Raw genomic sequence first — 22,987 nt, 5'->3', positions numbered from 1 at the left:
TAGCGTTAACAATGTTAAATACCGGCGATAAAAACCTAGGATAAAAATATTTACACATAAAAAAAGCAGCGTATTAACGCTGCTTTTTGGCTATAACCGACTGATTATTTAATAAGTTAGCCTGTGATAGTTTGATAGATAACAGGTACTTGTTCAGCTTGCTTCTCACCAATATCTAACGCGGCTAAATACTGCTGGCTTGCTCTAAGCGCTGAATCTTCATCTTTAGCATGAACGCGTGCTAACACATCGCCACGATTTACTAGGGTGCCGGTAGGTAATACACGGTCAAAGCCAACCGTATGATCAATTTGCTGACCATTGGCTGTACGGCCACCTTTCAAACCTACAACCGCTAAACCAATATCACGAGTTTGCATGCCATTAATGTAACCATGATCTGAAGCAATAATATCTTGAACGCAGTTTGCACGTTCCATCGAGCGCCATGGATCTTCCATAAAGTCGCTTGGCCCACCTAATGCATGGATCATTTTGTTGAACTTTTCAGCAGCAGCACCAGAAGATAATGCATGATTAATTTTTGTTAAAGCCTGCTCTTCATTGTCAGCAACTTTAGCACTCACAAGCATAGCCTTAGCTAATGAAACAACAACAGCATGTAAACGAGGCTCACGTAACGAGCCGTTTAAGTATTTAACGGTTTCAGCCATTTCTAAAGCATTACCTGCAGTAGCACCTAATACTTGGTTCATGTCAGTAATAATTGCTTGTGTTGGCACACCAGCGCCATTAGCAACATTAACAATGCTTTGTGCTAAGGCTTTAGCATCGTCAATATTTGACATCATGGCACCATTACCAACTTTTACATCCATCACTAAGCTATCAAGCCCTGCTGCTAGCTTTTTAGATAAAATAGAAGCCGTGATCAATGGAATAGATTCTACCGTCGCAGTAATGTCACGAATACCGTATAAACGTTTATCTGCCGGTGCTAAATTGTCAGTTTGCGAAATAATTGCCATACCTAAGTCTTTTACAATACCTTTAAACTCAGCAATACTTGGCTGAACATTAAAGCCTGCAATACTTTCTAATTTATCTGCTGTTCCGCCAGTATGACCTAAGCCACGACCTGCAATCATAGGTACATAAGCACCACAAGCTGCAACAATAGCCGCTAGCATAAAGCTCACTTTGTCACCCACACCGCCCGTTGAATGCTTATCAACCACTGGGCCATCTAATTCAGGCCAAGATAACACATCGCCTGATTGTTTCATCGCCATGGTAAAGTCAATAATTTCACGAGTTTCCATACCTTGTTGGAAAATCGCCATGGCCATTGAGCCGGCTTGAGCATCATTAAAATCTTTTGTTACTAGGCCATCTACAAAGCTTTGAATTTGTTCTTTAGAGAGCGAGCCACCATTACGTTTGGTGCGAATAATTTCTTGAGGTAATAACATTAACTAGAGTCCTTATATTTCCAGTAAATCTTTAGGTGTAAAAGCATCTGGTAATAGTTCGTTAACTGTCCATTGCTTTTTATCATTATTATGGTTAACAGCCATTACGAGTGCGTCAGGTGCTAAAAACTCAACAATAACTTGTCGACAAGCACCGCATGGTGGCGTTAATTTTTCTTGATTGGTATAAATAACTATCGCTGAAAACGATTTCTCACCTGAGATAACACCTTGCGCTAAACAGTTGCGTTCTGCACAAACCGTTAAGCCGTAAGAGGCATTTTCAACATTACAGCCTTTAACTACCTTGCCATTAGCTGTTAACGCAGCAGCACCCACATGAAAGTTACTATAGGGCGCATAGGCGTTTTCAAAGCCTTCTTTAGCAGCATTAACCAGTGTTAATAATTTATCTTCTTCTATCTTCATCATTATAAAAGCCTTTATCTGACCATGTGGTCAACTTATATCCTATCCTAGTAAATCACTAGAGGAAAAGCAACCTATATAATCAATAATTACCGGCTTTGAAGTACCAATAAATAATTTCTAATACCGTGAAAATAAAAAAGCCAACATAACTGTTGGCTTTTTAAAAAGGTATCACTTAGTAGATATTAGAAAGTGTATTTAACACCAATCTTCATACTCCAAGTAGACTCTCTATCTTGGAATCTAGCTGGTGTCTCACCTTCACTAACATTTGCAGATTCATAAACGTATTGACCCGCATCGTTGATACTATAATCTAATATCTCTGTTGCTGATTGACCAAATGGTAATTGGTAAACACGTGCAGCACCTTCATCAAAAATAGCTAGCGCATTTTTAATGTCGATGTAAAATAAACCTTTATGACCTTCTAAGAAACCTGGGATTTCTTGTTCAAAACGTAAGTCCATAGTCGTTGTCCATGGGGCAGTATAGTCGTTTTTACCAAGGTAGCCGCCATCAGAGCTAATACCAGCAGTTGCTAATTCAGCCATAATTTCGTCGTAGCTTAAACCGTTAGCAAAATCAACCGCACCATCGCTAGCACTTGTTGGAATGTAAGGTAAATTAGCTGTAGTAAGATCTAACTCGCCAGATAAACCAGTACGGTTATTGTAGCCTAGCAAGTAGCTAAATGGACGACCTGATTTGCGTTCCCAGAACATGTGCATGCCAGTGTTGTAACCTTCAAACATTTCAGTGTTATATGAAAGGTTGAACGTTAAACGATGCTTAACTTGGTAAGCTGATGTGCCAATAGTTGGGTTCTCAGGATCTATAACGGGGTTAAAGTTGTATGCCGTATTTGAAGAAGTACCCGTTGCATCTACACGATTACGAATAGTTGAATGCGTGTATGAAAAGTTAGCTTTAAAGCCATTTTTCCAATTTTTAGCTACTGATAATGTCTCAATCATTGTATGACCACCAGATGTATTGGTTAATAATACATCTCGTGCATCTCTATCAGGATTAGCAAAAGTATAAATTGGACGACCTTCAACAGTTAAACCGCCATTTCCTTTTGAAGTATCTAAAGTACGAGAAAGATCAGACCATGCCATATCTTTCTGAATATCTTTATAGAGAATTTCACCACTTATACGCCAATCATCGCCTAAGCCAATATCACTTAAATCAGCAACGTAATCAGCAGCTAAGCTATACTGCCATGTTGTAGGAACTTCGAAGTTTGGATCAATTGCGTCAATATTTGAATTTGGTCCACCTAACTCAGATTGAGCAATTTGATCTTGTGCATGTTGTGGAATACCACTTGGATCAGCATTTTGTAAGAAAGTATTAGCGGCTATATCATCACCGAAGCTTCGATATAATGCGATTCTTGAGCCATCATTTGTAAATGCATTAGAGATAAATACATTTGGGCGACCGCCACTAAATAAGCCAGCACCACCACGAATGGTTAAATCATCAGTTGCAGTCCATGTAAAGCCTAGACGAGGTAATAACACATCTAAACCATCAAGATTTTCATTGTTTGAAAAACCATAACGGTCATAAAAACTTTGGTTAAAATTAGGAGCATCATCATTTACAGTTAATTCATAGCGTAAGCCATAAGTTACGTTAAGTGAGTCATTAACATCCCAACTATCTTCAATGTATAATGCATGGTTACCCAGGGCAAATTCAGCGGCTGCATCATCACGGTTTAAGCTTGGGTTATTTTGGTATTCAAACCAATCAGCTTGACCTGCTTCAAAGTCATCTATGCTATCGAAATACCAAGAACCTAAGTAATGTTGCATGAAAATGTTATAAACTTCTACTTCTTCGTATTCCCAACCAAAAGAAATAGCATGATCTTCGTATAAGTATTCACCACTTGCACGGAATTGGAAAGTTTCATTAGTTAGCTCATTTGCATGACGACTGTCATCAGAACCCAACATAATTTCGCCACCGTTAACGGTGTCAATTTTAACTTCACCAAACTCATAACCACCAAGTGAAACTTGTCCGTTAACAGATTCTTTTTTTGACACTTTAATTTCTGTTGAGAAATCTTCAGTCCATCTTGAGAATAATTGAGCAACGTAGGTATCAAATTCATTCGAACGGTTATACCAATGAGAAGAAAGGTATAAATCATCTGAATTACCAGAGCCTTGGTTACCCGCACTGTTACTAGAACCATGTGAATAGGTAAAGGTTGCACGATGATCTTCGTTGATGTTCCAGTCTAGTTTCAATGAGTACTTTTCATCTTCTAGTGGAATAGAATCGTCCCAGCTTCCAGCATCATAGCCATATTTGTCACTAGCAATGTTAATTACACGATCAACTTCAGCTTGAGATACTTGAGTAACTTCATTAGCAACACCAGATCCTAAAGGTCCTTTGTCAACAGAACTAGGTGATTCAAAAGTTTCGTAAGATGCAAAGAAAAATAGTTTATCTTTAATGATCGGACCGCCAAACGTAGCACCCCAAGTTTCTTCATCAAATTTTAAATCAATTTTATCACCGTCGTCAGTTTCTGGTGTACCAGCCCAAGCATCTTTTGCTTGTTCTATAAACATAGAACCATGGAATTCATTTGTACCTGATTTTGTAACAACGCTTACTTTACCACCAGAAAAACCGCCTTCTTTAGCGGTAAATGGTGCAATGGCAACACTGATTTGATCAATTGAATCAAAAGAGATTGGAGAACGCTCTGTAGGATAACCGTTACCGGCTAAACCAAAATCATCATTAAGGTTTACACCATCAACAGCTAAACTGTTATATCTTGGGTTACTACCTGCTAGAGATAAAGTATTGCCATCGTTACCAACAACAGCCATAGGGTTTTGACGAACAATGTCTTTCAAATCACGGTTGAAAGCAGCTGATTTAGTTAAATCGTCGCCACTAAATACACTAGATGAACCTTTTGACGGATCAAAGAATGTTGAAGAACCTGTTACAGCAATACGCTCGATATTAACATCTTCTAAAACTTCATTAAGACGGAATACATCGCCTAACGAGATATAAATACCTTCTAATTTTTTATCAGCATAAATATCAGAGTCAATCGTTACCGTATATGGACCACCAACACGAAGACCTTGTGCAGAGAAGTTACCCGTATCGTTAACTTTTAAAGTTTTACGAGTACCTGAAGGCTCATGAACTATGGTAATCGTTGCATCTGTAACTACATTTCCGCTTGCAGTTAAGATATTGCCACGAATTGACGATGACGTATCATCAGCCATGGCTGATGTTGACAATCCTAGTGCAAGTACAACTGCGCCAGTAATGCGTGAGAGACGATGAGTTTTCATCATAATATTCCTTGGTATAAGTTAGTTTTTTGTTTTGTAAATATTTTATTAAAATGTTTTAAAGTTTTACTTAGCTAATTATTAATCTTTTTATTGTTTTATAAGCTTCTGCATATGAAATTAAAACAGAGTTTTATTACATTTTCATTACAAAATTTTACACCTATTTGTTTCAAAATTTACATTTTACAAACAAATAAAATACAAAAACACAGAGGCACCTAATAAACACTTCAATAACAACAACTTAAATAATCTATTTAAACATGACAAAAAAACACTTATAACCATAAGTCTCTCACTAGACATTAATTATAACAAAAAATGATAAAAACACACCGTCTGGTCAAGATAAAATAAAGTATGATTTTAGCTCTATTTTTTAAGGGCTGTATTAGTGTAAAGAATATAACCACGACAAAAAATGAAATTATAAATAGGTATATTTTCTTGTGAAATTCTACAAAACGTATTAAAACAGTACCTTAAATATGTATTTAAATTAAACTGACCAAGAACTGTCGAGCATGGCTATATTACTTGAGAATAATCAACCCGATTAATTGGCAACACATATAGCAAGATTACGCTAAGGTTCGTATGGACCGAATAAATGTAATATTGGCTTAATAGAATTACGTTAACAAAAATATAATTATAAAAAGGTTAATCACGTGAGTAACAATAACAGCAATGAAAAGCAAGGAAGCATTCGCGCTAGAAGTGAGGCTATAATTTTAAAGGCCGCCCAAAAAGAGTTCATATTACAGGGCTTTAAAGGTGCTACCGTTCAGTCTATAGCCGATAACGCAGGGCTACCTAAAGCTAATGTTTTGTATTACTTCAAAAATAAAGAAAATATATACCATGCAGTATTACAGTTAACGCTTGATACTTGGGACCAAGGCATCGGTGAACTTGATGTTGAGGACGGCCCTGTTGTTGCTATTGAAAAGTTTATTGCCTCTAAAGTTAAAATGTCTTTCGAACATCCAGAAGCCTCTAAAATTTATGCAATGGAGATTATTCAAGGCGCCTTGCACTTAAAAGAGTTTGCACGTACGTACCTTCGTCAATGGGTTCGTGAGAAAGCGAAAGTATTTCAAGTATGGATTGATAGTGGCGAAATGAAAGATATTGATCCCGTAAAACTTATTTTTTTAATTTGGTCTTCAACTCAACATTATGCCGATTTTGAACAACAAATATTAACGATAATGAATCGCGCTGATTATGAAGAAGATGATATTACTCAAGTAACACAATTTTTAACTGACTTTATATTGCGTGGTTGCGGGTTAAAGTAGGAACTTTGATGAAATTATTTACATTTTTATTAACAACGTCCTTATTAATAAGCCCAGGGATAGTAATGGCAGAAAAAATCAGCAAAACAACATCTTCCATACGTATTGCCACTTTCAATGTGAGTATGGAAGCTTTAAATTATCTCCCCTCTGAATTAGGTAGAGAAGCTAAACCTACGGGTAAAGAATTAGCGCAAGCATTGGAACAAAACCATCAACAAATTAGAAATATTGCTGAAATAATTCAACGGGTAAATCCTGATATAATTTTGTTAAATGAATTTGACTCAAATGATAAAACTCATCAATCATTGAAGCTTTTTTTGAGTGAATATTTAGCAAAGAGCCAGCAAGGTGAGAACGCTATAAACTTCCCTTACTTTTATCAAGGGCCTGTCAACACGGGTGTTGCATCAGGTTTTGATTTAAATAATGACAACAAAATAGGAGAATTACCCAGCGATGCCTTCGGCTATGGACTTTTCCCCGGACATTTTGGTATGGCGTTATTGTCTAAGTACCCAATAGTAGAAGATAAAATAAGAACATTTCAGCTATTTAAATGGCGAGATATGCCTAATGCCATGATGCCTATCGATCCAGAAACAAAAGCACCATGGTTTAATAATAAAGCCTGGAACAACTATCGCCTATCTTCTAAATCTCACTGGGATATTCCATTAAATGTTAACGGAGAAGAGTTGCATATTTTAGCAAGCCACCCCACTCCACCCGTGTTTGACGGACCTGAAGATCGCAACGGAAAAAGAAACTTTGATGAAATACGTTTTTGGATTGATTACTTAACCCCAAATGCCGCCAGCTATATTTACGACGACAAAACCCAATATGGTGGCCTTAGCGAAAATAAAGCCTTTGTTATCTTAGGCGATTTAAATGCTGATGCTGTCGATGGAGATGCGATTAAATCTGGTATTCAAAGCTTAATTACCCATGCTCGTATAAATGATCCTACGCCTTTTAGTGAAGGCGGAAAACTTCACAAAAAAGATAACCCTAACGCAAAATATCACACAGCCTATTGGGGCATGCGTGCCGATTACGTATTACCTGCTAAACAGCAACTACAGGTCATTAACTCGGGTATTTTTTGGCCCACAGTCAAAGAAGCTGAGTTTAGATTAATTAAAGACCGTGCTGCTTCATCAGATCACCGACTAGTTTGGATCGATGTAGCATTTAAAGAATAAATTTATGCACAAACAACAGCTTAACTTAAGCTGTTGCATTTACTTTTTACCCTTATAAAGTTAGCGGATATCAATATGAAAAAATTCATTCCAAGCTTATTAACCAGTTTGTTAATCATGTCTTGTAGTCAACTTCAAGCGGCACCAACCAAATTAAACACTAGCGCGGCAGATAATATGCCCAAAAATATTATCATGGTTGTCGGTGATGGCATGGGGCCAGCTTTTACCACAGCTTATCGTTATTATAACGACAACCCAAATACTCCTGAAATTGAAAAAACTGTGTTTGATCGTAATTTCACAGGTACCAGTAGCACCCACCCTGATCCTGAATCTGGCTATATTACCGACTCAGCAGCAAGCGCTACAGCGTTATCTACCGGCATAAAAACTTACAATAATTCGATTGGCCTAGATATAAACAGATTGCCGGTTGAAACCGTTTTAGAATATGCAAAAAAACAAGGCAAGAAAACCGGCGTTGTTGTTACCGTACAAATAAATCACGCAACTCCTGCTTCGTACTTAGCTCATAACGAACATCGTTATAACTATAACGCTATCGCTGACAGCTATATTGATGACGGTATAAAAGCAGATCTATATTTAGGTGGCGGCTGGAAATATTTTATCCGTAAAGATAGAAACTTAGTTGATGAGTTTATTGGATCTGGTTTTCATTACATCGATAAATATAGCGAAATAGACTCTATTCCTAACGGTAAGCCGGTATTAGGGTTATTTGATAAAACCAATTTACCTTGGGCATTAGACGATACCAACAAACACCGTTTGGCAATGATGACCAAAGCCGCTACCAAACAATTAGAAAACAAGCATGGTTATTTCATGCTAGTTGAAGGCAGCCAAGTAGATTACGCCGGACACGCGCGAGATATTGCTGCGGCAATGGCAGAAATGGACGACTTAGCAAAAACCATTGAATACCTTGAAACTTATGTAGCAGCAAACCCTGATACATTAGTAGTGATCACGGCAGACCATAGTACTGGTGGTTTAACTATTGGTAAAAAAACAGCACGCACAGACCCAAACATTAATAGTAAATATTTGTGGCGACCTGAATTTATTAGAGCCATGACTATGTCACCACAAACAATGGCGAGTAAGTTTGTTGAAAATGATTTAAGCATAGAAAACATTAATGAATTCATGACTTTTGATATTACCGAAGCTGACTTAACTAACTTAAAAGCAGCAAAGGTTATTGACCTAGATATTATGAAGCAATTCAACCAATTATCTGCTGCCGAGAAAAAGGGCAAAAGAGCGCCAAGAGCTTATCAATCTGTACTCAACGTAATTACCAAAATCATTGATATGAAAACAAATACTGGCTGGGGATCAATTAGCCCATCAGGAACGCATACTGGCATTGATGTCCCCGTATTCGCTTTTGGTAAAGGTAGTGAAAACTTTAATGGCTTTCAAGATAACACCGATATTGCTAAGAAAATATTTACCTTGTTAGGTAAGAAATAACTTAGTATTCGTTAGCCATAGACAGCCAAAAGGCATGATTTTTTAATACAGTTATATAGAAATTAATCATTAAACGCTAATATTGAATCAAGTTAAAAACGTCGAGTAATTCACTCGGCGTTTTTGTTTATTAAGCTTAAATGATTAACCTTAAACGACTTACCACACAATAAGTCAAATCTATAAAGCCAAATCTATAAAGCCAAATCTATAAAGCCAAATCTATAAAGCCAAATATTAAACATAATAGCGATCAACAGCTCAACGCCTATATTTCTCACTGAAATTCAGAGTATAAAAAGCCATCATCAATTTCACTCTTTGATGATGGGATGATGGCTAGCAGAATTTCGAAATTAAGCTTCCTTTAAAGCAGATAAACTAACAAAAAATAGTGAGTTAGCATCTTGCAAAAACCTTAATCTTTATTGAGCTCATCGTGCAATTCAATATTAAGCTCTAAAACGTTTAAATCGCCTTCTTTTTTATCAAGATTTATCGAGAAACTTTCATCTGATACTTTAATATATTTACGTAAAACCTTCAGAATATCTTCGGTGAGTTGCGGTAAATAATCTGGCTGTTTATTACGACTATTACGTTCGTGAGCAACAATAATTTGCAAACGTTCTTTAGCCTTAGAAGCTGTTGTTACCTGCTTTTCTTTTTTAAAAAAATAATCAAGCAATGCCATGTTAACCTCCAAATAAACGACTAAGAATGCCTTTTTTCTCGGCTTGTATAAATCTAAATTCAACCTCTTCGCCAAGTAAACGTTCAATAACGTCCTGGTAGGCTTTACCTGCATCGCTTTCAGTATCTAAAATTACCGGTTCACCGGCATTCGATGCTTTAAGTACAGCTTGGGATTCAGGTATAACGCCTAATAAAGGTATTGAAAGAATATCTTTAACATCTTCAACGCTGAGCATCTCACCTTCTTCTACACGTTTTGGTGAGTAACGTGTTAGTAATAGGTGTTCTTTTATTGGCTCTAAGCCAAGTTCTGCTCGGCGAGAGCGACTAGCTAACATACCTAAAATACGATCAGAGTCACGTACTGAAGAAACTTCAGGATTGGTAGTTACAATGGCTTCGTCAGCGTAATACAAAGCCATTATAGCACCTGCTTCAATGCCTGCAGGCGAGTCACAGACAATAAAATCGTAGCTTTTACCTAGCTCTTCAAGCACTTTACCCACATTTTCTTTATTTAACGCATCTTTATCACGTGTTTGCGAGGCAGGTAATATTGACAGACTACTAACACGTTTATCTTTAATCAACGCTTGATTTAATGTTGCTTCGCCATTGATAACATTGACAAAATCATAAACAACACGACGTTCGCACCCCATGATTAAGTCAAGATTTCGTAATCCAATATCAAAATCAATTAAAACAACTTTATGACCTTTCAACGCAAGGCCAAGGCCAATAGCAGCACTTGAGGTAGTTTTACCCACACCGCCCTTTCCTGATGTAACAACTATTATTCGTGCCATAGACCGAATATCCTTTATAAGTTAAATGTTAAAGTTAAATAAGTTTTGACGACGTTAATTCGCTGTCAGTCAAATGAATATATACAGGTGAGCCCCAGTGCGCTTCCATTGACTCACTAAGCCAATAGTTGCCATTAATAGAAACCAACTCTGCTTCAAGATTTTGGCAATATATTTGTGCTTTATGATGACCTTTAGCACCTGCAATTGCTCTGCCGCGTAGCGAACCGTAGATATGTATATTACCATCGGCGATCACTTCAGCGCCGGCTGAGACTGAACCAATAATGACAAGGTTTTGTTCTTTCGCATAAAGCTGCTGGCCAGAACGAATTTGCCCTCGATGAACTTTGTCGGTATATAAATGACAAGTTGTTGCTGGAGTTGTTGAACCTGTTTGTGATGCTGAATTTTGTTTAGCTGCAGTGTCTTTAACTACCGTACTTTTATCAGCAGCGCTAGCTTTTGCAGTGCTAACAAAAGAAAAACCTAGTTGGCGAATAACTTGACGCTGTTCTTTTTCAATTGCACCGGTAAAACCAACAAAGATAAAATTAAACTCTTCTACTAAGGATTTTATCGCTTGATAATCAATTGAGCCTGATAGATGCTCAATACTGACGACAACAGGAACTAAATAAAAAAAATCAGGAGCTTGTGCTACTTTATTTGTTAAATCAGCACGAATATTGGCTAACGAGGATGTTTTTAGATGTAAAACAGATAGGGTAAAGCTTGACCCTTTAAATTCAATACTGGCATCAGCCATAATGAAGTTATTCCTAAATGAAGCAACAATCTGTGTTTAGACACTCATTATCTAAATTGATAATATTTACAAAGTGTTGCCAGTATTACCGTTATCTTAACTAACCGATAACGGTAATACTAATAAATGAAACTTTGCTAATCCAAGCTATTAATAAACTTACTTATTTACTTGGCTTAAACTATTTTTTAAAGTCGAAATTAAAGCAGCTTGCCCATCTTGAATACAATTAACTTTATTATTTGCTACAAGTAGTGAATAACTTAAATTAATTGACGCAACTAATAATGTACGCTCATTGGTAGCCATACCTTTTTGTTGCTTGATATCATCACATATAACAGCCAGGTTAGCCGCAGCCTGCTTAAAATCTTCTGCTTGCTCTGCTGAACAAGAAAACTTGTGCTGCTTGCCCATAATTTCAACGCTGATACCGATAGGGTCTTCAGCAAACATTAACTAAGCTCTTCTACACTTTGTAATTTGTCTAAAATGCTTGTTACAGCATTGCTGGTTTGCTTCTGCTTTTCTTCACTTTCAAGTACTTCGAGTTGCAACATTTCATTTTCATCAGCCAATAGTGACTTTTGCTGCTCTAAAGTTGCCACTTGGCTTTTTAGTAAGGTATTTTTCTCAATGATCTGTTCAATCAGTTGTTCGAGTTGAGGGAGAGTATTTTCTAACATAAGGCGCTCTTGTTAACTGTATAAATAAAAGCGCAAACTTAATCTAAACTGAGGAAAAATGCTACTGTTTAACAAGATTTAAAGCTGAATTTATGTAACAAATATTAACGACAAGCCAAATGAACACATAGAGTATAAAAAACAAACATTTATAACAAAAAACATACAGTTAATTTAACTTTACATAGCAGTGGCTGTAACGGTTTATAATCTGTTAACTCGGCTATAAAAAATCAATTAATTAACCCTAGGTAGTGTATAACCATATAAAGCTACAGGAACAACAAAAGAGTTTTTTGTCCTATCTAGTTAATATAATCTATTCGCGAGTCATTACGTTAAAATCTAGCTTGTGAGAATTGAGTATAATAGCTAATATTAACATAGTTAATAGCCATAAATGGATAGCATCACTATGAAAAATAAAGTCAGTATATGGGTATTAATGCTTTTCTCAATCTTTTTCAGCATGACGAGTGCAGCAGAAAAATTAACGGTAGTTTTTGGTGAAAAATTAGCACCTTGGGTTTTAGCTGATACCGATGAAGGAATTATCATCGATATATTAAAAGCCACACTTACCCCCTTAGGCTATGAGATTCAACCGTTATACATGCCTTATGCTCGACGAACATATGCTTATAAATACGGTAATGTAGATGCAGTTTCTGATATGAATTTGAATACGATTAACCAACACAATTTAAAAGGTTACTTCTCAGATAATGCTTATGCTTATGAAAATTTTGCTTTTAGTTTGCATAAAAATAAATTTAATTTTACCCAAATAGAAGATCTTAAAAACCATAGTTTACTTTCGTGGCAAGATGCTGCAATTCATTTAGGTGAAGCATACGCGAAAATGGTGAATAGTCATGACAGTTATAGCGAGACCTTTGATCAATTAGTACAAGTTAAAATGCTTTATTTAGACAAATTTGACGTTGTACAAATGGATGCGAATATTTTTGATTACTATCGAGTGCAGATAATAAATGATGGCAAAATAAATGCCACTCAACAAGTTGACCGTTTTGGGCTATTTGGTGAAAGTCCGAATGGTTTTTTATTTAAATCAGAAGCGTTACGAAACAAGTTTAATACACAGTTGCTACGCATAAAGAAGTCAGGTGAATACCAAAAAATATTTGATCGTTACTTAACTGTCGGTAACACTGGCACGGAAAAGATAAAAAATTAAATCACTGAATTTGTACTCAAGCTAGAGTTAATTTTTTTCAGCTAATCAATAACGTAAATTTTAAAGTTTATTTTGCATTTAGATTTTAATAAATCATGCATCACTAATAATAACACACATCATAAATAATCTAACTAGCAACAAAGTCATGCTAGACACAAAATATATTATGGTAGTACCCGCAAAGCTTCCTATTGAGCCACCCATAATAACTTGTTCATATTTTTATGAGTAAACTACACTTAGTTCACAATTCTAAATGTGGTGATTATTATGCCTAAACCTCGTTCTCAACAAATCAGTTTAACCGATACGCCGAATTATCATATTTGCAGTCGCACCGTTCGCAAGGCCTTTTTATGCGGTGTTGATAAAGAAACCGGCGTTAGTTATGAGCACAGGCGTAGCTGGATTGAAAAGCGTATATTTCAATTAGCTCAGGTGTTTGCCATTGATATTTGTGCTCATGCTGTGATGAATAATCACTTACACCTCGTTCTTCATGTTGAAAGTGAGCAAGTGGAAAACTGGACAACACTAGAGGTACTTACTCGTTGGCATAAGTTGTTTAAAGGTACCCACCTCACTGTTAAATTTCAACAAGAACAACCGTTAACGCAGTTTGAATTGGAGATGGTTGAAGACACAGTACAGGTGTATAAACAGCGCCTCATCGATATCAGTTGGTTTATGCGCTCGTTAAACGAGCCTATTGCCAGGCAAGCCAATAAAGAAGATAAGTGTACTGGCCACTTCTGGGAAGGACGCTTTGAATCTCAAGCCCTGCTTGATGACGCTGCATTACTGTCTTGTATGGCTTATGTAGATTTAAATCCTGTCCGTGCCGGTATTGCTCCAACGCCTGAGCAGTCAGGCTTTACCAGTATTCAACTGCGTATCAAAGCAGCGATTAACGGAGAGCAACCTAAAGCCTTATTACCTTTCACTGACAATGAACATCAAGAAAAAACTGCAGGCATTGCTTTTTGCTTAAAAGATTACTTAACACTAGTTGATGAAACTGGACGCGTGATGAGAGAAGATAAACGCGGCGCTATCAATGCTAAAACGGCTGACATACTATCAAGACTGCATATCAGCGATGAGAGCTGGTTAAAACTCACCACCAACTTTGAAGGTATGTTCACTGGCGCGGTAGGTACTGCAGAGCATTTGTATGAATTTACAGAGCACGTCGGTTTAAAGCTAGCTCATGGTATCGCCAACGCTCAGGCTTGTTTGAATAGCGCTTAGCAAACTAATTCAGTTCAATAACAAAAAATACGGTTTTCTGAGGATGACATTAAAAGCTTGCCTGAAATTCAGCAGATGATGAGAAAACTCTGCAAATAGATAACACCCCCCTCATTTACATACTGAATAGTCCTACTAAAGCAAAAGTAACCTTCCCTTTCTTTGTTCGGCTATTTTATACAGTTATTATGGGTGGCTTAATAAGTTAATTAAAATGTCAACATATATACTGTATGAATATACATACATGGTCTTATATGAACTATACTTACTCTCTAGGAGCTTTTCCAACTCCATCAGAACGCCCTAATAATGGGCAAAAAATTGTTGGCTAAAATGTTGAGGAACGAAAACAGCCAACTGTTTTTTGTCCTTATTTATTAGCTTGTTAGCTGTACTTTTAGCAATGGTAATCATAATACTCTTTTGCTTCGTTGCATACTGCTATATTGAATGAATCACTTTTAGATACTCTACTAAGTAAATCTATGTATTGGCTTCTCTCAGGCTCAGTAACATCTGAGTTTAAAATTCGGTGAAGCATAGAAATTGTAGTTGTAGAAGGCGCTTTATTGATTGAGTTTATTAACTTTGGAACATAGCTAGGAAAATGTTCTTCTAATAGATGCACAAGGGGGCCGGGAGAGCCGATATCACTTATAGGGTTATCTTCCATAAACTTGAAAATAGAATCATAAGCACCAGAAATATCTGTTTGGTTTTCTATTAAATCCACTAGGTCATATAGCTTATCTATAACGAAATCATCACACTCTAATTGTGCTAGTCCGTTACAGAATACGGTAATGCAATTTGACACGAAACCTCCTTGTACTGCTAACAATTTAATAGGAGGCAACTTGCCTCTTTTACAGAGAAAAAGTTTCCACCTTATTTATTTTATATATTAATAACAAATCTTTGCAGCCAACACCACTACTTACCTACAGATAAAAACAAAAATTCGCTAATAAACGAAATGAGGCAAGTTGCCTCATTTCATGACTTTGGTGGAAACAAGTTACAACTGCATTTAAATACTCAGTTATTAAACTAAATTACGAATAAGAAGATGTAGCATGAATGTCAGCTTCAGGCTCTTTGCTGCCGAAAGCAGCGACATAAAAGTATGATACTTTTTTGTCGAGCATGGCACTTTATTGTCAGCCTACACCATTAAGCTTTATTTTATCTGTAGATATAAAAAATCTTATCTGTAGATATAAAAAATCCAATACCTAAGTATTGGATTTTTACACAAATACAATTAATTCACCTACTTGGAACTAACCAACATTAATGTTAGTACACCCTTTCATATAAGGCTGTAAAACGGTAGGAACGTTAATGCTACCATCAGCTTGTTGATAGTTTTCAAGTACAGCGACTAAGGTGCGACCAACCGCAAGACCTGAACCGTTAAGCGTATGAACTAACTCTGGTTTATTCGTTTCGCTACTACGATATCTTGCTTGCATTCTACGAGCTTGGAAGTCGCCCATATTTGAACAAGAAGAAATTTCACGGTAAGTGTTTTGCGCGGGTAACCACACTTCGATATCAAAGGTTTTAGTGGCACTGAAACCAATGTCTCCAGTACATAACACTACAGTTCTGTATGGTAATTCGAGTTTTTCTAGAATCTTTTCAGCATGACCGGTTAAGTCTTCTAAAGCTTGAAAAGAGTCTTCTGGCTTAACGATTTGTACCATTTCAACTTTGTCGAATTGATGCTGACGAATTAAGCCACGAATGTCTCTGCCATAAGAACCTGCTTCACTACGAAAACATGGTGTATGCGCACACATTTTAATCGGTAAGTCTTGCTCTTCAATAATTTCATCACGCACTAAGTTCGTTAACGGTACTTCTGCGGTTGGGATCAAAGACAGTTTTTTATTGTTCAATTCGGTATGGAATAAATCTTCACCAAATTTTGGTAACTGGCCAGTACCGTACAAAGAGTCATGGTTAACTAAATAAGGTACATACATTTCTTGGTAGCCATGCTCTTCACTATGCACGTCTAACATAAACTGTGCTAATGCCCGGTGAAGTTTAGCAATTTGGCCACGCATAACAGCGAAACGAGTACCGGCAAGCTTTGCGCCACTTTCAAAATCTAAACCTTTGTCTAAAGCGGTAGCAACGTCAACATGGTCTTTCACTTCAAAATCAAATTCGCGCGGTGTACCCCAACGTTTTATTTCAACGTTGTCGTCTTCACTTGCGCCAGCAGGTACTGACTGATGAATTAAATTTGGAATAGCAGAAGCGATCAGGTCGATTTTCGCCAACACTTGTGTTTGTTCTTCTTTCGCTGCTTCTAGCTCGTCACCAAGTTTACTCACTTCAGCCAACAAAGGCTGAATATCTTCGCCACGAGCTTTGGCTTGTCCTATTGACTTAGAGCGAGTATTACGCTGATTTTGTAAGTCTTGCGTATTCATTTGAATGGTTTTACGCTGCTCTTCCAATGCAATTAATTGCGCGGTATCTAACGTATATCCACGTTTAGCAAGTTCAGCTGCGGTGTTTTCTATGTCTGTTCTAAGTAGTTTTGGATCAAGCATGATATGTCACGTGTTTTCTTTGTTATTTACTTGTTAAAAATAGATACAATATACATGCCTAATGCTGCTGCAATAATGCAAAAGCCAACATTAAGTAAAATGTTTATTGTTGCTTTAAATATGTCACCTTGCTGAATTAATAACAAGGTATCTAATGAGAAGGTTGAGAAAGTGGTAAATGCGCCTAAAAAGCCAATACCAATAAGTGTTCGATAAACACTCACTTCAATCACACCTTGTTCAATTAACCCATAAAGTGCTCCCATGATCAGGGATCCGGAAATATTAACCGCCAACGTCGCAAAAGGGAATCCTTTTCCGAGCCAATTTAGAATTAATTGTGAAATATAAAATCTAAGGCTCGCACCAAAGGCACCACCTAAGGCAACAAATAGATATAAAGTGAAGTTACTGAGGGTATTAGTCATATCGACGTTGGTCACTTTGTTGATTTAACTGGTTTAAATAATTGAGTTTCTCACGCAGTTGTTTTTCAAGTCCGCGATCCGTAGGTTGATAAAGCATGGTTTCGGCGATTTCTTCTGGAAAATAATTTTCCCCCGCAGCAAAGCCACCTACTTCATTGTGCGCATAACGATATTCATCTCCATGCCCTAGCTCTTTTGTAATCGTGCTGGTAGAGTTTTTTAAATGTAATGGCACATCAAGATCACTGGTTTCTTTTGCTAAAGCCTTTGCTTGAGAAAATGCCATATAAACTGCATTACTTTTTGGCGCCAGCGCCATATAAACGGTGGCTTGAGCTATTGCTCGCTCCCCTTCGCTGGGGCCAACTCGTTGAAATGTATCCCAAGCATTAATCGCTAATTGCATGGCACGTGGGTCTGCATTACCAATATCTTCACTCGCTATGGCGAGTAGGCGTCGAGCAACATAAAGTGCATCGCCGCCGCCGGTAAGAATACGGGCATACCAATAAAGTGCAGCATCGGGATCCGAGCCTCTAACCGATTTATGAAAAGCACTAATGAGGTCGTAAAATGCATCGCCGCCTTTATCGTAAAGGGCTATTTTATTACCCGCAACTTGGATCAATTGCTCTTTAGTCAAGACTTGTTGGTTGTTTTCAACCTGAGTAATTTCTAAACAGTTTTCAAATAAATTGAGCAATCTTCGGGCATCGCCATTAGCTAATGCAATAAGTTGTTTATTGGTTTCTTGATCAATAACAATTTCAAGCTGAGTACTCTTTCGTTGATAGCTAATGGCTCGCGCTAATACATTACTTAAGTTTTGTTCGCTCAATTTTTTTAAGGTATAAACACGGGCACGTGAAAGTATCGCTTGGTTTAATTCAAAGGCTGGGTTTTCAGTGGTCGCGCCAATAAATATAATAGTGCCATCTTCTATGTGCGGTAAAAAAGCATCTTGTTGGCTTTTATTGAAACGATGCACTTCATCAACAAAAAGCACCGTTCGACGTTGCTGATGTGTCGCGCGATTTTTTGCGTTTTCAATCGCTTGGCGAATATCTTTAATACCTGAAGTTACGGCAGAAACACGTTCTATATCGGCATTGGCATGGTTCGCAATAATTTCAGCAATCGTCGTTTTGCCGGTACCTGGTGGCCCCCAAAAAATAATAGAGTGCACTTTGCCTTGTTCAATCGCTAAAGGTAATGGCATACCTTTAGCCAAAATATGCTCTTGGCCTTCATACTCTGCCAGTGATTTCGGCCTCAATTTAGCCGCTAAGGGTTTAAAGCGGTCATCTTCAGCAAACTCTAGGTCAAGTGAGCCGTTAGCGTTGGTCATCTAAATAAACACCTTCGGGGACGGTAAACTGGAATATACTCTGTTTAGGTTTAGTATTGCTTTGCTCGAGCGTTATTACACTGAGTTGGCCAGTTGCGTCTAAAATATTGAAGCTTGAAAGTTCAATGCTGTTTGCCACATTAGTAAAACTGAGCTCTAAACTTTTAACACGCGAATTTTCATTCGTTGCGGTAACCAAGTAACGATTGTCTGTTAATTGACTTACGGTGTAATCTTGCCAAAGTTGTTCGTTATTACTGGTAATAAGTAATATGGGTGTATTGGCAATAGCACTCTCTAAGGTATAAACACTAACTTGCTCAACAAAAGGATCATAAAACCATAAATTTTCGCCATCTGAAACGATTAATGACTCGTCTGGCATAACAGTTTGCCAATGCACTAAATTAGGTTTACTGACCGAAATAAGACCATTACCTTGCTGTAATTCATTACCTGCTTCGTCAAATATAACTTGAGCAAAACTTGCACTAAAAAAATCAATCTTAGCTAATTTAGCCATTAACTCACTTTTATAAGCATTTGATTTTTCAATAGCATTAACAGCAACATGCTGGTTATTTTGTTTATCGAGCATTTGATTATCAGCACGATTTTCACTGATATTTGCTGATACTGACTTTTGTAAGTCTATTTTATTAGCCGCTTTAACTTTATTTACAGTCACCTGTGACGTCTTAAGTTCTAAGTCATCATGACTTAGCGCTAAGCTCGACGCTGAAAATACAGCACTGCACAGAGTTGCTATGGCAGCGCCATTTTTTATAAGTTTACTTTTACTTTGCATATTAATTGTCCTTAACGGGTGGTGGCGCTAAAACTTCACGCGCACCGTTGTTACCTGGTCTGCTTACGACACCGTGCGACTCCATTTGTTCAACAATACGTGCAGAACGGTTGTAACCTATTCTAAATTTTCTTTGAATACTAGAAATTGAAACGCGACGACTTTCTGTAATAAACGCTAATGCTTCGTCGTATAAGGTGTCAATTTCTTCTTCGCTGTCAGCGTCGGCTTGTTCACCAGGTAGCAAAATATCTTGTTCTGAATCGCCTGAAAGAATATCTTCGATGTAATTAGGTTCAGCTCTAGATTTCCAGTCATTTACAACGGCATGTACCTCGTGATCATCAACAAAAGCACCATGAACACGAATAGGCACCGCCTCACCAGGTGGTAAATAAAACATGTCACCCATACCAAGTAATTGGTCTGCACCTTGTTGATCAAGAATAATACGAGACTCAATACGTGACTGCACTCTAAGTGCCATACGGGTTGGAATATTCGCCTTAATTAGACCAGTAATAACATCGGCTGAAGGACGTTGAGTTGCTAATATTAAATGAATACCCGCAGCACGCGCTTTTTGAGCGATACGTGCAATAAGCTCTTCAACTTTTTTACCCACTATCATCATCATATCAGCAAATTCGTCAACAATAATAACAATCGATGGTAATTTCTCTAAAGTCGGAGGCGTTTGCGTGAATGCATCACTAGGTTGCCATAATGGATCTATAAGAGGCTCTCCGGCAGCAATGGCTGTGGCAACTTTATCGTTGTAACCTTTCAAATTACGTACGCCTAACTTAGACATTAATTGATAACGTCGTTCCATTTCACCAACACACCATCGTAAAGCATTAGCCGCCTCTTTCATATCGGTTACAACTTCAGATAAAAGGTGCGGAATACCATCATAAACTGATAACTCGACTTGTTTAGGATCAATCATTATCATACGTACATCTTCAGGAGATGATTTATACAAAATACTGACAATCATGGTATTAACAGCCACTGACTTACCCGATCCAGTAGTACCTGCAACAAGTAAATGTGGCATTTTAGCAAGGTCGGCAATAACCGGTTGACCAGAAATGTCGCTACCAATGGCCATGGCTAAGTTTGATTTAGACTTGGCAAATTTTTCGCAAGATATTACGTCAGCAAAAAATACCGTTTCTCGGTGTTTATTAGGTAATTCAATACCAATAACTGATTTACCTTCAATAACTTCAACAACCCTGACACTTTTAGCAGATAAAGAACGTGCTAAATCTTTAGATAAATTGGTAATTTTGCTCGCTTTAACACCTGGTGCTAAGTTTAGTTCAAAGCGAGTAATTACTGGACCAGGGAATACACCAACCACTTCAGCCTTTATGCCAAACTCCAATAGTTTAGCTTCAACTAAGCGAGAAACCATATCGAGTTGTTCTTGATCTATTGGGTTTTCTACTTTGTCTTTACGGTCTAATAAATCTAAAGATGGCATATCAGTATAGTTAGGCTCATCGGGTTTATCTTTTTCTAGTTGTTGATAAATTTTGTCATGTAATGTTGTTGGCTCTTCAATGACAATTTTTTCAACTGGCTCAAAAGCTGCAGCAATTTCATCATCACTAACATGCTCTTGAACATTCATAGCAAGCGGTTCACCCATTAATTCGTCTATATCAACGTAGGGTTCATTTTCTCGATAATTATAAGCACTGTCATCTTTACTTTTTGCGATCAAACTTTCATGTTGCGTATCGCTGATGGCTTCCATTGCCTCTTTAATTTCATCAGACTCTTTTTCAAAAGCGATGTAATGATCAGTGGAATTATCGTTTATTGCGGCTTTATTACTGCTATTGGATGTGTCATCGGTTTGTTCAGTATTTAAGGCTGAAGCTTTGTCTGAAGGTTTCTCAGGACTGGTATCTAAATGATGTTTAATTAAAGAAGGTATAGTTAAACTGTATTCAATAGCATTAATGGTTAACTCCCCTACTTTATCAATAGCTTTAAGCAACGAAATGCCGGTTAATAAAACAAAACCTGAACCACAAAATGTCACAAATAATAATGTGCTACCAACAAATGAAAAATATGGAATAAGAGAATTGCTTAATACATCACCTAAAATACCACCGGCCGAAAAATAAAATACGTCGTCAAAGTTCATGCTGGCTATTGAGGTTATGCCAATATAAAACAAAATAAAGCCAATAAACTTTAAGCCTAAAGTTAAATAATCTAGACGGATTAATTGATGATATTTTTGAAATAAAAGCCAACCTGTTATGGCGATAACAAAAGGTAAACTATATGCAATTAAGCCAAATAAATTTAGCAATAAGTCAGATAAATAAGCACCGACCGCGCCGCCTAAATTACGAACTGGGCTTTGATAGCCGGTTTGAGACCATCCGGGATCAGCGGGATCGAAACTAAATAATGCTAGCATGATAAACATAGCAAAAACGCAAGACACTAAAAGTCCGGCTTCAAGCAGGCGTTGAACGCCATTTAACTTTGGAGATGGAGAAGACAAGAGCACACTCTTCTGAAAATTATCATTATAATAGTGCTAAAATACCAAACATTAGCGATGAATAAAACGTAATACCGAATATTTACTGTGAATAAAGCTTTTTATCGCTTTATAGGTAAATTATTTGAAGATTTTACCTCTTCCATAACAACATAAGTTCTACTTTCACTGACTGCTGGTAATCTTAACAAAGTGTTACCTAATAACTCACGATAAGCGGCCATATCTGCAACACGGGTTTTAAGTAAAAAATCAAAATTACCTGACACCAAATGACACTCTTGAATAACGTCTAATTCATGCACTGCTCTAGAAAAATCGTCAAACACATCGGGGCTGGTTTTAGTTAAAGTAATTTCGACAATAACTAACAATGCAGCATCTAATTTTTTGGGGTTTAAAATAGCTTGATAACCTACAATAAATTTGTCGTTCTCTAATCGTTTTACCCTTTCAAGGCATGGGGTAGCACTTAAACCGACTCTTTTAGAAAGTTCAATATTAGATAAACGTCCATTTTTTTGTAACTCAAACAAGATATTTTTATCAATTCTATCTATTTTTTTTTCTACCGAAGAATTCATACATAATCCACTAGCAAAACACATATTTGCAGGATTATATCCTA

The 22,987-nt window shown here is 37.1% G+C and carries 20 protein-coding genes; 5 read left to right on the top strand and 15 right to left on the bottom strand.

The window, feature by feature from the left end:
- Window positions 1-116: 116 nt before the first annotated feature.
- The 3 genes from deoA to AC27H3_RS04460 form a co-directional block, all read right to left on the bottom strand.
- A complete protein-coding gene (gene deoA / locus AC27H3_RS04470; protein ID WP_487104072.1) occupies window positions 117-1,433 on the bottom strand; it encodes a thymidine phosphorylase in 1,317 nt (438 codons plus the stop codon).
- A gap of 12 nt (window positions 1,434-1,445) precedes the next feature.
- Complete coding sequence (locus AC27H3_RS04465) at window positions 1,446-1,865, bottom strand: cytidine deaminase (RefSeq protein WP_487104071.1); 420 nt, start codon at window positions 1,863-1,865, stop codon at window positions 1,446-1,448.
- A gap of 185 nt (window positions 1,866-2,050) precedes the next feature.
- Window positions 2,051-5,227, bottom strand: coding sequence for a TonB-dependent receptor (locus tag AC27H3_RS04460; RefSeq protein WP_487104069.1), 3,177 nt, complete (start codon window positions 5,225-5,227; stop codon window positions 2,051-2,053).
- A 671-nt stretch (window positions 5,228-5,898) separates the two neighbouring features.
- On the opposite strand from AC27H3_RS04460, the gene AC27H3_RS04455 reads away from it, so the two are divergent.
- The 3 genes from AC27H3_RS04455 (at window position 5,899) to AC27H3_RS04445 (ending at window position 9,248) form a co-directional block, all read left to right on the top strand.
- Window positions 5,899-6,531 (top strand): TetR family transcriptional regulator C-terminal domain-containing protein, encoded by a 633-nt coding sequence (locus AC27H3_RS04455; protein ID WP_487104067.1) that lies wholly within the window; start codon window positions 5,899-5,901, stop codon window positions 6,529-6,531.
- A gap of 8 nt (window positions 6,532-6,539) precedes the next feature.
- Window positions 6,540-7,742: an endonuclease/exonuclease/phosphatase family protein gene (locus AC27H3_RS04450; RefSeq protein WP_487104065.1), complete on the top strand. Its 1,203-nt coding sequence runs from the start codon at window positions 6,540-6,542 to the stop codon at window positions 7,740-7,742.
- Window positions 7,743-7,817: 75 nt separating this feature from the next.
- Window positions 7,818-9,248: an alkaline phosphatase gene (locus AC27H3_RS04445; RefSeq protein ID WP_487104063.1), complete on the top strand. Its 1,431-nt coding sequence runs from the start codon at window positions 7,818-7,820 to the stop codon at window positions 9,246-9,248.
- A 418-nt stretch (window positions 9,249-9,666) separates the two neighbouring features.
- Here the strand turns inward: AC27H3_RS04445 and minE are convergent, their stop codons facing one another.
- From minE to AC27H3_RS04420, 5 genes are all read right to left on the bottom strand, one after another.
- On the bottom strand, window positions 9,667-9,942 hold the full coding sequence (gene minE, locus AC27H3_RS04440; RefSeq protein ID WP_085303724.1) for a cell division topological specificity factor MinE: 276 nt from the start codon (window positions 9,940-9,942) through the stop codon (window positions 9,667-9,669).
- A gap of 1 nt (window position 9,943) precedes the next feature.
- Window positions 9,944-10,753 (bottom strand): septum site-determining protein MinD, encoded by an 810-nt coding sequence (minD, locus tag AC27H3_RS04435; RefSeq protein WP_487104061.1) that lies wholly within the window; start codon window positions 10,751-10,753, stop codon window positions 9,944-9,946.
- A 34-nt stretch (window positions 10,754-10,787) separates the two neighbouring features.
- Window positions 10,788-11,522, bottom strand: coding sequence for a septum site-determining protein MinC (minC, locus tag AC27H3_RS04430; RefSeq protein WP_487104059.1), 735 nt, complete (start codon window positions 11,520-11,522; stop codon window positions 10,788-10,790).
- Between the two features lie 159 nt (window positions 11,523-11,681).
- Window positions 11,682-11,978 carry a cell division protein ZapA gene (locus tag AC27H3_RS04425; protein WP_487104057.1) on the bottom strand — a complete coding sequence of 99 codons (297 nt, stop codon included), beginning with the start codon at window positions 11,976-11,978 and terminating at the stop codon, window positions 11,682-11,684.
- Window positions 11,978-12,208 carry a DUF904 domain-containing protein gene (locus AC27H3_RS04420; protein WP_085303732.1) on the bottom strand — a complete coding sequence of 77 codons (231 nt, stop codon included), beginning with the start codon at window positions 12,206-12,208 and terminating at the stop codon, window positions 11,978-11,980. The genes AC27H3_RS04425 and AC27H3_RS04420 overlap by 1 nt, the downstream gene beginning before the upstream one ends.
- 415 nt (window positions 12,209-12,623) lie before the next feature.
- Between AC27H3_RS04420 and AC27H3_RS04415 the strand changes: the two genes are divergently transcribed.
- A complete protein-coding gene (locus tag AC27H3_RS04415) occupies window positions 12,624-13,409 on the top strand; it encodes a substrate-binding periplasmic protein (protein ID WP_487104055.1) in 786 nt (261 codons plus the stop codon).
- 273 nt (window positions 13,410-13,682) lie between these two features.
- Window positions 13,683-14,663: a transposase gene (locus AC27H3_RS04410; RefSeq protein ID WP_487104054.1), complete on the top strand. Its 981-nt coding sequence runs from the start codon at window positions 13,683-13,685 to the stop codon at window positions 14,661-14,663.
- A 400-nt stretch (window positions 14,664-15,063) separates the two neighbouring features.
- Here the strand turns inward: AC27H3_RS04410 and AC27H3_RS04405 are convergent, their stop codons facing one another.
- From AC27H3_RS04405 to lrp, 7 genes are all read right to left on the bottom strand, one after another.
- A complete protein-coding gene (locus tag AC27H3_RS04405; RefSeq protein WP_487104052.1) occupies window positions 15,064-15,483 on the bottom strand; it encodes a hypothetical protein in 420 nt (139 codons plus the stop codon).
- Between the two features lie 466 nt (window positions 15,484-15,949).
- Window positions 15,950-17,236, bottom strand: a complete 1,287-nt coding sequence (gene serS / locus AC27H3_RS04400; RefSeq protein WP_487104050.1) for a serine--tRNA ligase — start codon at window positions 17,234-17,236, stop codon at window positions 15,950-15,952.
- A gap of 26 nt (window positions 17,237-17,262) precedes the next feature.
- Window positions 17,263-17,664, bottom strand: coding sequence for a fluoride efflux transporter CrcB (gene crcB, locus AC27H3_RS04395; protein WP_487104048.1), 402 nt, complete (start codon window positions 17,662-17,664; stop codon window positions 17,263-17,265).
- Window positions 17,657-19,012, bottom strand: a complete 1,356-nt coding sequence (locus AC27H3_RS04390) for a replication-associated recombination protein A (RefSeq protein ID WP_487104046.1) — start codon at window positions 19,010-19,012, stop codon at window positions 17,657-17,659. Before AC27H3_RS04390 ends, crcB begins: the two co-directional genes overlap by 8 nt.
- Entirely contained in the window at window positions 18,999-19,820 is an 822-nt protein-coding gene (lolA, locus tag AC27H3_RS04385) for an outer membrane lipoprotein periplasmic chaperone LolA (RefSeq protein ID WP_487104044.1), read from the bottom strand. The genes AC27H3_RS04390 and lolA overlap by 14 nt, the downstream gene beginning before the upstream one ends.
- A gap of 1 nt (window position 19,821) precedes the next feature.
- Window positions 19,822-22,359, bottom strand: a complete 2,538-nt coding sequence (locus AC27H3_RS04380; protein ID WP_487104042.1) for a DNA translocase FtsK — start codon at window positions 22,357-22,359, stop codon at window positions 19,822-19,824.
- A gap of 101 nt (window positions 22,360-22,460) precedes the next feature.
- On the bottom strand, window positions 22,461-22,943 hold the full coding sequence (gene lrp / locus AC27H3_RS04375; RefSeq protein ID WP_487104040.1) for a leucine-responsive transcriptional regulator Lrp: 483 nt from the start codon (window positions 22,941-22,943) through the stop codon (window positions 22,461-22,463).
- Window positions 22,944-22,987: the final 44 nt, after the last annotated feature.

The organism is Colwellia sp. NW0002-52-1, from assembly GCF_057550865.1.
This window is presented reverse-complemented; position numbering and strand designations above follow the sequence as displayed.